This window comes from Parabacteroides goldsteinii (genome assembly GCF_020091425.1).
Lineage (GTDB): Bacteria > Bacteroidota > Bacteroidia > Bacteroidales > Tannerellaceae > Parabacteroides > Parabacteroides goldsteinii.
In genome coordinates this window covers 5,911,654-5,924,718 of the sequence record NZ_CP081906.1, presented here as the reverse complement: position 1 = coordinate 5,924,718, position 13,065 = coordinate 5,911,654, and the positions used below count along the sequence as shown (strand labels likewise).

Annotated in this window: 8 protein-coding genes; all 8 read right to left on the bottom strand. The window is 38.1% G+C overall.

Translation table 11 applies throughout. From position 1 onward, the window contains the following. Positions 1-20 precede the first annotated feature (20 nt). The 8 genes from K6V26_RS24270 to K6V26_RS24235 all read right to left on the bottom strand — a co-directional run bounded on the left by K6V26_RS24270 (position 21) and on the right by K6V26_RS24235 (position 12,973). On the bottom strand, positions 21-1,223 hold the full coding sequence (locus K6V26_RS24270) for a DUF5000 domain-containing lipoprotein (protein WP_161799495.1): 1,203 nt from the start codon (positions 1,221-1,223) through the stop codon (positions 21-23). A 29-nt stretch (positions 1,224-1,252) separates the two neighbouring features. Continuing rightward, positions 1,253-3,166, bottom strand: a complete 1,914-nt coding sequence (locus K6V26_RS24265; RefSeq protein ID WP_046146033.1) for a RagB/SusD family nutrient uptake outer membrane protein — start codon at positions 3,164-3,166, stop codon at positions 1,253-1,255. Positions 3,167-3,177: 11 nt separating this feature from the next. Next, the gene (locus K6V26_RS24260; RefSeq protein WP_082150332.1) at positions 3,178-6,621 is read right to left on the bottom strand and encodes a TonB-dependent receptor; all 3,444 of its coding nucleotides are present in this window, start codon (positions 6,619-6,621) and stop codon (positions 3,178-3,180) included. A 135-nt stretch (positions 6,622-6,756) separates the two neighbouring features. Then, positions 6,757-7,947, bottom strand: a complete 1,191-nt coding sequence (locus K6V26_RS24255; protein WP_046146032.1) for a FecR family protein — start codon at positions 7,945-7,947, stop codon at positions 6,757-6,759. A 58-nt stretch (positions 7,948-8,005) separates the two neighbouring features. After that, complete coding sequence (locus tag K6V26_RS24250) at positions 8,006-8,560, bottom strand: RNA polymerase sigma factor (RefSeq protein WP_161799496.1); 555 nt, start codon at positions 8,558-8,560, stop codon at positions 8,006-8,008. Positions 8,561-9,147: 587 nt separating this feature from the next. Beyond that, the gene (locus K6V26_RS24245) at positions 9,148-9,603 is read right to left on the bottom strand and encodes an HU family DNA-binding protein (RefSeq protein WP_046146030.1); all 456 of its coding nucleotides are present in this window, start codon (positions 9,601-9,603) and stop codon (positions 9,148-9,150) included. Positions 9,604-9,831: 228 nt separating this feature from the next. Continuing rightward, positions 9,832-11,304 carry a TolB family protein gene (locus tag K6V26_RS24240; RefSeq protein ID WP_224264111.1) on the bottom strand — a complete coding sequence of 491 codons (1,473 nt, stop codon included), beginning with the start codon at positions 11,302-11,304 and terminating at the stop codon, positions 9,832-9,834. Next, positions 11,291-12,973, bottom strand: coding sequence for a DUF6057 family protein (locus tag K6V26_RS24235; protein WP_262905188.1), 1,683 nt, complete (start codon positions 12,971-12,973; stop codon positions 11,291-11,293). Before K6V26_RS24235 ends, K6V26_RS24240 begins: the two co-directional genes overlap by 14 nt. Positions 12,974-13,065: the final 92 nt, after the last annotated feature.

Here is a 13,065-nt window from a genome sequence, read left to right as displayed (position 1 = left end):
ACCATTTATTGATTTTATATTTACTTTTTATCGCTTCCCCAGAAAGTGATTTCACGGTAATTAACTTCCAGACCACCGCTCCATGTTTCATACTGTTCAAACCGCAGATAACGTACAGGAGGAAGTCCCAAATCAAACACAAACTCATGTCCGGCAAGCGCTACTTCCTTATCCTCGTTAGTAATTTGATCTCCAATTCCAGAGGGTTTGATTATTTCAAATTCGCCCATTAAAACCCAATCTTTATGATAATTATCTCCATCAAAATAGTCAAGAGTCATATTGGCCGGATCAATATGATCTGTTCCATAGATTTTCCACTTTTTAGGACTATAATGTCTATATTCATAATCGAGTCGCTGATAAACCTTATATCGACTTAACTTAGATGAAGCCCCCAAATCTATTGTATATCTGATAGGAGCCGGTTTTCCTGCGTTACCACCTATTGTAGACCATCCAAGATTATCTAATTTATCATCAAATAAACGCCTAAAAGCCCAACTATCATTTATTTCAGAGACGTTATCGCCAGGCAGTTTCCCTTGTTTGAATTTCGTTTTATCTAATTGTATTTCATATAATGGAGTAAATTTCGCAAGTACTGTATCAGAATAGTTATCCCATTTATCACGAAAACAAACCCCAAACGTCCTTTCAGTATCATCAAAACCTCTTAATGAATAGAGCCCGTTTTCCTGTTTAGTATAGAGAATTTCTGCTGTCTCCATTTCTCCCGTAAGAAAGTCCTCTGCAAGCAAATAAACCGCAAGTTCTGTACCCGATTCGTTTTCCCATTTTAATTGTACACCACCGAAATCTTCTCTCATAGACACACTTTCGGTTACTGCAATAACTGGTGGTGTTAATGGGGTGAACGATACTTTTATTGGGGCCGATTTCACAAAACTTCGAGTCACCGTATACAGATCGACTGTTTGTAACTCTGTATTACCGAATCCTTCTAATTTCAATTCATTCGAATAAATTGACACTTCGGTATTTACGGGCTTGCCGTTCAAAGTATACTCGGCTCTTACACTCAGCAAATCCGCATCATCCGGCAAATCATAAGAAATGATCGCACCACCGGGAATCGGAACTATCGTTGGATTTTTTATACTTTGAGGTTGATTATCATTTGTAGGAGGTTGTCCGACAAATGACTCGCTACAACTTATCATAATCAGTTGTAACAACAATAAATAAACTATCTTTTTCATAATATATCCATTATTTATATACAAATGTTTTACCATCCATAGTTTTGAATCAGGTTACTATTCACATTAAGCGACGATTTTTTTATCGGGAAGAAGTAATCCTTTGTTGCGAAAATCGGATAAGCAAGAACCGTTTCTTTATAATACTCATCTTCTGTTTCCCCATTGACATTCCAGCCCCTGATCGGGCGATTGCGATAATCATCAGCCTCACACCAGCGAAGGATATCCCAGTGGGTTTCCCCTTCAAATGCAAGTTCTATCAAACGTTCCTGATGAATGATCGCCCGACGCCCTTGCTGAGTGTTGATTTTTCCTGAATTAGTTGAATATTTACTCCAACTAGCTTCTACTCCTTCCAAACCGGAACGTTCTCTAACAGGGTCAATCCACTGGAAAATTTCTGATTTTTCAGCACCAGCCTCATTCAATGCTTCTGCATACATCAGATAAATATCTGCCAAACGTATAATCGGAAAAGAATAACGTTTCCTGGAAAAAGAGCTATTACTAACCACAGATTCCGGATTAACTAACTTCTTTGGTGTATATCCGGTAAGAGAATAACAATCTGTACCTAACTGACCACCGATTTGCTTCCGTTTCATTTGACCATAGGTAATTGAAGAACTATTATCGTCGACAACACCATTACCCCAAATGATACAACCGTCAAAAATAAGCGAAGCATAATAGCGATATTCACGATCAATATTCAATTTTGCAGTAGTATAACCTTCCTTTAATAAATACTTTTCGCTATCTCCAGCAACTTCCGTTTTATAACGATTATCATACCGTCCATTTTCCAGCCATTGTTTATCTTCTGAAATCGGAACTCCCCGCCGGGTATAAAAACGTTCTACAACATCTAAAGTTGGAGCAATTGTTGCAATAACTGTATTATTACTAGCCTCACTACTTCTGGTTCTAATCATACACGCTCCTTGTATAGGACTGTCACTTATGGTCGTTCCCCATATTATTTCAGGATTCCATTTTTCCGTTATAGCATAACGCAAATTCAACTTATAACGAGTTATATCAGATACCGGAAGAAAACCTTGATAAGTATAGAGTTTATGACCAGCTTCATGCGCACAGTCAATTGCATCCTTACAAGCTTTAGCAGCTTCATCCCAACGATTTTCATCATATTCCGGGAACAGACAAACTCCACGATTGTCTACTAAATTCTTATAGCGGTCATTTCCATTGAATAACGGACTTGCCATCGTCATCTTTACCTTTGCTTTCAGAGCCAAAGCCATCGGTTTAGTAATCCGTCCCATTTCCTCAATTTCATTTGTAATGACTTCCGGTAAATCTCCAGATGCTTCGTCAAGCAATTCACAGATATAATCAGCGACTTCATTTACGGGCTCCCGATATACTTTCACTTGTTCTGGAGTTGACGAAACAGGAAGATTGGTTTTAATAACAGGAATCGGTCCATACATGCGAAATAAAAAGAAATGATAAAAAGCTTTCAAGAACTTAGCTTCTGCTGTCCAACGACGGTTTTCATACTCTTCCAGATCAACTACTTTATGTATATTTTCCAGAAAAATATTACAGTCACGTATAGCAATAAATAAGTTTTTTCCACCTTTGTCTCCATCCCAATAATTCAGTAGAGGTGTGTTTGAGTTCTGTAATCCGCGAGCAACATCGAAAGCCGTATGATCTTTCCCAAACCAATAATTATCCCCAGACAATACCATCCAGGATTCGCCACTCATCAGGGAGACATTGTTACCACGCGATAACTGATCTACCGGCATATAAGAATAACAGGTAAAAAGATAAGTTTCTGCACTATTCCGATCACTGAAAGCATGATCTATAGTTGGCATATTATCAGGAATAACATCCAAATAGTCACTACATGCCGTCAATAGTAGGAATAAACTACAAACAATTACATTATATATTGATTTCATCTTATTATAAATTAGAGGTTTATATTTATACCAATATTAAATACCCGTTGAATAGGATAACCTAATCCATTTCCAGCCATTTCAATATCCCACATCTTGAAGCTACTCAGGCAAAATAAATTCGTACCACTTAAATAAAGCCGTAAGACATCCAACCCGACTTTATCTGTCCATTTCTTTGGCAATGTGTATCCTAATTCTACCGATTTGAGACGCAAAAAAGAACCGTCACGCATAAACCAGGTACTCGTCTGCGTATTATTGTCAATTATTCTGTCCGATAAACGAGGCCAAAACGCATGGGCATTTCTATTACTTTCCGACCAATAACTATCAGCTATTGCCTGAAGCAAAGCCGTTTGACCACCTTTATCATCAACAACAAACGGAGAAATTGTTTTTGGATCAATCCAAAATGACGATCGGGCAGACCCTTGAAAAAAGGCAGAAAAGTCCAAACCTTTATAGCCTAAAGAAAAACCAAATCCATATATGATTTCGGGATTAGTAGGATAACCTATAGGAACTTCATCATCCTCATCTATAATCCCGTCTTGATTGATATCCTTGTATTTAATATCACCAGCCATATACTCTCCAAACTGTTGTTTTGGCGAATTTCGTACATCTTCTTCATCAACAAATAATCGCTCGGCAATATATCCGTATTTCTGAGATATTTTATTGCCAGTCCATTTACGCCAGGGAGTATTTGTATAATCCGGTTCTTCATAAAGATCTAGTTTACTCGTTGCATAAGTAAAATTTCCGCGCACTGACAACCAAAAATCTTTATTGAATGACTGAGAATAATCCACTGACATATCATATCCCATAGCCGAACTTTTACCTACATTAGAACTTGGACTTGCCTGCAATCCCATAGTAGAAGGAATAAAGACTCGTTCCTGCAAAATATTTTTACGTTTCTCTCTAAAGAAATCACCTTGAATCTCCAACTTGTCAAATAGGCTAATTTCAAAACCATAATTCTGTTTGTAAGCAGTTTCCCAAGTGATAAAAGGATCTTCATAACGTGATATCGACACTCCCGGACGGTTGTATCCGAAATCAGTACCAAAATTATATCCTCTGCCGCTATCATTCAACTTGACATTTGATAAGAAGAAGAAGCGGTCTTCCTCTTTTCCTATCTCATCGTTACCAACCATACCATACGTCGCTTTCAACTTAAGTTTAGTGATATATTTTTTCAACGGTTCAAAAAAACTTTCATTGGAAATCATATACCCAACTCCTCCCGACGGGAAAAAACCATAACGTTCTTTCTTACTAAAACGTTCCGAACCGTTATAACCGAAATTAAATTCTGCAAAATACTTGCTGTCGTATGCATAAGTAGCACGGCCAGCTAATCCAACATTCCTATAGGGCAACGAAGCCTGAAGTGACCCGGCATTACTAATACGCGATTCACGGGTCGTAAACACCATTAAACCACTAACATTATGAACATCAGAAAATTCGTTATTATATTGAAGGGCACCTTCAAAGTAAGTTGTACTACTGATCTTTTTCGTTCCTTCACTATAAGAAAGCCATTCTGAACCTTTTAGCGGATTCAATGTTTGAAGTATGTATTCATCCTTTGCTTGATCATAACCGGCAAGTTCATAATAGAAGGGATTATAAGAACGTGACAATTCAGATGTGGAATAGCGCGAAGTATTAAACAAAACCCTGGCTGACAATCCTTTAATCAAGAAACTAAAATCTTGTTTCAATTCTAACTGAGCAAGAATCTGGGTAGTGGAATTTTCCTTGTACCCTTTGACCATATCAGCATACGGGTTAATATATTTTCCACCATCAGCATTACCAAAAAGGATGTGTTGAGTGAATATATTTCCTTTATCCGGAGTATAAAATGCAGGAAATAACACTGGGTTTGTTTTCATAATTTTATTATATACTCCTGATCCACCTTCAAGCGGACCGGAATAATCATCAAATGTTCCATGCATGCGCACAATCATTTCTGTAGTTTTAGTCAAATCAATATTTACATTTGAACGTAACAGGTATTTTTTCAAATCAATATTATTGTTGAAATTATTACGTTTATCCATTCGTAAATTACCATTATCCTGGCTGAAAGAAGCAGCAACATAGTATCTAGCCACTTTTCCTCCACCACTAATATTGATATTTGCACGATGATTTATCGTATTATCTTTCATCAACAAATTATACCAATCTGTTGCGGGATAAACATTAGGATTACCAATCCCTGTCATGGCAATTTTCTTGTTAGAGTAAGGTAATACCCCCAAGGGATCTCGCGTTCTTACCGCTTCATTATGTAAAAGCATGTAATCCAATGGATTTACCAACTCCACTCTCTCGGCGGGAGTAGACAATGAAGTTTCATAGCGGAATGAAAGTTTAGCCTTACCTTCTTTACCTTCTTTTGTTGTAACTAAAATAACACCATTTGCACCTCGAGCACCATACAGAGCTGTGGCATTTGCATCTTTCATAATAGAAAAACTGGCAATATCATCAACATTCAACCGAGCTAAATCCTGTGAGGTAAATTCTACTCCATCAATCAGAATAAGAGGATCTGCTTTCCCAGTCCCAAAGGTTGTCACCCCGCGCACAAAAAAGTCTGCATTATCCTGACCTGGTTCTCCACTTCGTTGATAAGAGATGATTCCGGACATTCTTCCAGCCAAAGCTGTTGTCAAATTACTACTAGGCACTTTCAGATCTGAAGGTTTTACCGTTGTAATAGAAGCTAATACACTTTCCTTTTTCTGCTTAGCAAACGCAACAACAGTCACTTCCTCTAATTCGTCTGTTTTCTCTTTTAATGTAATAAACAACTGCTTTTTATTAGCTACCGCTACTTCTTGGTCTTGCATGCCCAGATAAGTAAATATCAATATATCAGCATCTTTAACATCGATGGAGAAAGTTCCATCGATGTCAGTTGTTACACCACGTGGCGTACCTTTCACCTGGATAGCAACGCCTGGCAAAGGTTCCCCTAGTTCATCCATTACTTTACCGGTGATCTTTTTTTGCTGCTGAGCAGCAGAAAGTGTGATAGCTGTTTTTTCTTCTCCGCTCTTTTTAGTTATATAGATCTGCTTATCAACAATATTATAAGTATTGTCGGTTCCTTCAAACAGTTTGTCTAATATTTTATCGACTGTTTGTTGCTTTACATTGATTTTAACTCGTTTGTTAGCATCTACCACTCCTTCATAATAGAAAATGACGAATTCACTGTTTCGTTCAATCTCTTTGAAGACTTCTTTCAGAGTTTTATTGGTAAGATTTAAGGAAATCTGAGTCTTTTGTGAATAGGCTGGTTTTGCTGAAAAATCAACTGCCCAACAAGATGCCGCCATCAGACATGCGACTATAACACATTTTAATCTTCTGAATTCACGTATTCTAACGTTATTTATTCGTTTGTTTTCCATACATTTGTATTGATTTTTGATTTAACTGGAAAGAATTCTGCTAAAATTCTTTCTTTTAAATTTACGACCGGATAATACCCACTATTATCCGGTTTTGTTTTTCAATGCTTATTTATGTCATAATCTTTTATTTTTTTAAGGTTTAACATTAACTGATATATACTCACTCTCTATTGTAAAATTGACCGGCATGGTCGACTCAAGCCCTGTCAATACTTTTACCATATCGTCACCCAGATTCAGCGAGCCGGAGCAACGTAATGCTCCTACTTCGGGATCATAGGTAATTATTTTGCCATAATAATTGGACAGCTTATCCAGAACAATGGAGAATTGTTCATTATCAAATGTGTAATATCCGTCTTTCCAGGAAATATAGTTTTCTACATTTACTTTCTTTATATCGGTAGTTCCTTTTTCGTAAGTCAGCCGATCGGAAGGCTTCAAAACGGATTCGACACGGTTGTCTGTGCGTACATTTACTTTTCCTGAAACAAGAACCACAGAAACATCCTGACCGGCTTCATAAGCCGAAACATTAAATTTCGTTCCTAATACGCGGATATCCATTTTCTTGGATTTAACGGTAAACGGACGTTTCTTATTCGGGCTAACTTCAATATAGATTTCGCCATCTACATATATTTCGCGTTTCGTATCTTCAAAAGTAACCGGATAGACAACCCGGGTGTTTGCATTCACCCATATTCGTGAACCGTCGGCCAATTCCAAGAAGGAACGTTTCGCGACCGGTACGATGAGTTGGTTGTAAATGGGGTCATTTTTTTTATTCACTGTAGCGGTATTTTGGGAAGTTTCCACCTTTTGTGTGTTAATATGTAATTCGCCTTGCTTGCTATATTGCAAACGTGGATCTTCTTCCTCTATAGTCACTTTTTTCTCATCGGCTAGAATCAACTGGACAGTTTCTACCGGATGTGCGGGTTTTTGTACTTTCTCGATTGCAGTCAGGTTGTCATTCGCATAAAAACCGGTATAATAATATCCTCCCACTGCTAATAACAAAGCTGCCACAGCCGCCACTGAGGAATACCAATATCTGAAGAATCGTTTTTTATTATTAGTCTGGCAAATCTCTTTCCAAAGCAAGTCTTTGTCATCAGACGAGAAAGCCCGCTTACGATAAGGAATGGAAAGGAGGATGCCACTCGCAATCATAACTTCTTTAGCAAGAGCTTCATTTTCTTTCTTCAGTTCTTCCCAAAAAGATTGCGATTCAGGTGTAGGACTGGAAAATGATTTCAGAAAGAAGTCATCTTCCAAAAGCTCTTCTGCGGAATAATTTGTATAATCTTTTTCTTGCATTCAAATTGTATTAAATAGGTTTCCCTATAATGAATACAATCGAGCAGAAAAATTATACTCAACAAAAACATTCTTTTTTACACAAAAAGAAAAAAATAATAATTAATGGCAATGACTCCCTTATTCTTTTTAGAGAGCGCTGGATAGTATTTTGCACCGACTGGTAATTCATTCCCGTAAGAACAGCTATTTCTTCTATGGACAATTCTTCTATGTAGCTATAATAGATTATTTCCCGTTGCCGATCGGTCAGCAGGCTAAGCACTGTGCGTATAGTTTTCTGCATTTCGTCCTGATTTAACGCTGTTGTCACTTGGTCTTCGGCACCAGGGTCAATGTATTCATTATCCTCCAGGTCGATTTTATCAAAAAAGAGTTCTCTCTTTAATAGATTGTACAAACGATTTTTCAGGCAAGTAAACAAATAGAATTTGATATTGGCTTCTGCCTTCAAATGTTGTCTATCACTATGCAATTTCACAAAAACATCATGGATCGCATCCTTAACAAGATTCCCATCTGTGGTGAACTGAATACCATACCGAAACAATACATCTGCATATTTCCTGTATATAATCTCGAAACAGGCATCATTACCGTTTATGAAATTCATCCAAAGATCATTATCCGATGTTTTATGATTTTCTAATAGCATATTTTCTTTTCTCCTCTTTCTTCTTCTCTAAATGAGTTCTTAATTGTATAAAAACTTTTGAATCCAATAATCCCCTGACTGGATAATAAATAAAAAGAGGCGTGAGGACTGTTGATATATCTAACATTGAGGCCTTCGACTGCCCTAACCATTGATATAAACAACAGCTCACACCCTTTTATTTTGAATATTCCTATATGTAAAAACACAGGGATACAACAAAAACAAGCATGTGAGCGTTCGCTGTCTACTATCCAAGGTTATGAAAGTGTCGAAGTTCCAATGTTAGGATAATATCATAAAAACGCTTCTCGTAATTAATCCAATCATTTTATGACAGAATTTTACCAAAGATTGGATTACAAAAGTAGATAGAAGACTTTGGTTTCACAAATTATAATATACTTTTTTTCACCTATTACAATGAAGATGAAAGTCAATGTATCTGATTCCGATCAAAAAAAGAAAGTGTTGCAAGCACTTCTCCCGTCCCAACGGACAAAGCAGTTACTTTGCAACACTTTCATCATACATTCAAGGAAAGATCACTCGATCTCCGGACGGTCTTCACCGCCTCCTTCTTCAGGAGTTGTCTCGGGTGCGCCGTTCAATTCCATCCAAAAGATGTTGTTGCTGATAAGCGAACGGTTCATCGTCTTACTACCGCTGTTTTTCGTGGCTTCAGGAATGAAACGAACACGTACACCGGTGATCTGCGATGCATTCACCTTATCTGCCGAGTCAGCTCCATTGCCGTTAGAGGTACAGGTGTAGTAGAAAGTACCCAGACCATCGATCTTCACGCTGCGTCCCTGTGCCATATAATCGGCCAAAACGCCTGCCAGATCCGTCAAGACAGCATAGACGTCAGCACGACTCACGGTAGAAATCTGCGACAGGCAATCGGCTACCTCTTTCGTCGTTACGGGTTTGCCCACGGTAACTGCCTGCGGATGCCACTTGCCACCCATTTTTTTAAGAACCTTTTTAAAGAATGCCATAATTGAACATTTTTAAAAGCCTCCCCTTACTCTCTGCACATACAACAAGTCTGAGGATCGGTATAGCGACCTATAAGAAGTCACCATGTCACCTATAAGAAGTCACGATGCCACCTAAGATTAGTGGCATTACCGCCCTACAGAACTGTTCCAATACATCAAGTAACGGGATAAATCTGATTACCGGAGTTCCCACGCCATCTCCGACTTAGCGTGTCGTGTTTAAATTCAGTCATTTTGTATTTCGTATTTACTTTTTATTACAGGAGCTTCCATAACTGCTTTCCGAAGGTTATAGGGATTAATATTTACTTTTCCTTTTACCAATTCGGGAACATTATAAGAAGTCAGACAATAAATATAAAAGTCTGGGTTCTCCTGAGGCAAAAGAAACGGTTTGGAAGCCTTCCCGGCATCATTGATTTGTGTAAACCAAGGGTACGTATAATATCCGTCATTCCGACGACTACTAAATACCACCCATCCACCCACAGACGACCAGGAATGAAAACTATCCACATCCTCCGAGTTTATCTCGTCTAGCGTCCTATGTGTCTTATTTTTTAAATCATATAAAGCCAAATCAGATGATTTATGATAATTGGAAAACGAACCGTATTCCACCTCCGTATAAAGCAAAAAACGTCCGCAGGGAGAGACTCTCGGATGTAACATACTTTTATTAATCCGGGAAGCTGACACTAATGTATCCACCGTTTCCCCAAATTCCATTTTATCCGCATCAAAACGAATCGCACAAAGAGATAATTTTAAATCACTCTTATATTTAGGAACCTGAACAGCTTTACCCCCGCAATAAATCAAGGTTCTACCATCGGGCGTAAACACAGGATAATTATTATGCAATGAATCTGCAAATAGTTCCGGAATTGTATAACTTTTCTTGTCTTTCAAATCATATACTATCACATCCGACCCCAAGTCAAAGACCTCTATGGGAGTCTTCCCTTCATAAAAAATTTGTCGCGTCTGACTAACAGAAAAAGCAATGTAGTTGCCCGACGGATGCCAAAAAGGATATCCGGCGGCCTGTGACATTTCTCCCGCCTGAGTATTCACTTTCTCTATTTCTCCATGTCGGATAAAATAAGTCCCCGGATTTTTCTGACGTGAATGAAACAGCATCTGATCCGGATCATTCTGACAAAAAGAATGGCAGTTTATACAGCCGGTTTCCGATTTCATATTATCGATTAAAACTTCATCATTAAAGTTTGTCAAATTCCGCTGGTTAATCGACATAGTATTAGTAGTTGTATACCCTGGTTCTATTTTTCGATAAACCAGTACCGGATCAATTGGAGCAATCGACACCTCCCAGTCAAACGGAACGTATTGATATGTCTTTCCATCCCATTCGGCTTTCAATGTCACCGATATATGACCTCCTTTAGCCTTTTCAAGCCATTGTTTCCACTTCTTTTCCGGGAAAATAATCTTTTCTTCTCCTGTAAGTACCCAACTCTCGTCAGAAAACCGCAACACAGCCTCAACTCGCTCAGGGCGACCAGTCACTTTAAAGTTCAACGGGGCAATATTGTAGGGTATGACAATATCGGTATAATCGGGAAACAACTGGGGTTTCTGCGACAGTTCCTCAGTTATATCCTTGGATACGGATTGACACGAAATGCATACCCATACCAATAAACAGAAATAACAATACCTATTTATGAACATCGACAGATTCATAAAAATAAAAGTAACTGGATTTATAATCATTATTCATTACCAAATAACCGGATATCGTATTTAGCGGACGTTTTCCCTGAGTACAATACTCTTTGAAACGCGCCAATACGCCTTCATCATAGTTTATCTTTAATTTCCGGTCTTCACTGATTTTATTCCCTCGCTCATAGATTAAAATTCCTTCCTGACACAGGATCGGGATTTCCGAGTTCGGAGAAAAATCCAATTTATAGCGGACCATCCTAGCCACCCAATCAACCTTTTTCTCCAGTAATGCCAAATTCCAAGCATATTCCAAAGCCAATGTTTCAAATGGTAATTGGATAGCTAGGTTTGTTATATTTTCTAATGGCCTGTTCATGCCTATTTGGAAACCATATGAAGGAAGCATCTTCCGGAAACGAATGATCCAATCGACCTGTTCCAGATCTGGATCATGTTTCATCCGGTTCAACAAATCGACAGCCCAGCGATTATACATCACCGTTTTTTTCAATATACGCAGAAGTTTTATTGCCAAATCATTTTCCCGATAAATCAAATGGATCATCGCCAAGCGTTTAAGATGATAAGGGTTCACCCCCGTATCCAACATCGACATGGCTTCAGTCGAGAACACCTGACTAGCCCGAAAACAACCTAAGTTCCAATAGATATCGCTCAAACGAGTTTTCGAAACATACGATTGCTCACCCGCTGAAACCAATGACTTCGAATAAGGGAATCCATCCCGAAACAAGGCATTACTCAATTGTCCGGTTTGTGCCAATGCCATATAATAATAATTCAAGGTTCTAGAGTTCAGTTTTTCGGCATCACATATACTACCCAGCAATTTATTCCAATCACCTTGTTGCATTAGGTAAAACAATTTCATCTCAAACTCCCTGGTACGGTCGGTATTCACATGACAAGCATATACGGCCAACAGAAGATAACCGGAGGCAACAAAGAGATAACCGCGTGAACAACGTAATAAAAAGATACAACCGACAAAAGAAGTCATATAAATCAGATACCAAGGATACCAATCCAATTCCCATTCAGCAACAAACACTTCTTCCATCGGGAAACAATATTGGAGCAATAAAGTCGTGAACAATGCTGAAAAGGCAAAAAGAGAACAAAGAGAGATCAGGTAAGAATAATTTCTCATTCCTTTCAGATACTCATAAACAAATATATACAAACAAGCTACAAACGCTGCTTCTTTACAAATATACCAAAGAATACAAGCAAGGCAATAACTGAACAAAACACGTATGCGCTTATCGGATAGTCCGATATAAAGACGGCAACAGATAAAAGAAATCAATAAAGTTAGATCTTTCGACAAGGGATAATCGGAGAAACTATGTAGAGACCAAACAAATGTCGTCGAATATAAAAAAGATAAAAGAATGCGGTAACGAGATTCTGTAAAAGGTTTTAACAACATATTTATCAGAAGTCCCAAGAGAAAAGCCAGACTTATCAAGACTCCGATTCCGAAATACCTAATCACATAAAATTGTACCAGAAAAGAGGCTAGATAATCTACAATTCCTTGTATCCGAGGAAGAAAAGAGGTGAAAAAATCAGTTGTTGCTAAAAAATAACCAACCTGTCCAGATAAAATAATCCGGTAAGATTGGGTATAAAAGAGATATGTTACCATACCTACGAATAGAAACAGGACAAATAATATGTCCACAACCTTCCTGTTCATAATGAATTCACTTTAGAAGAAAGGAGGGTATGTTGTACCCC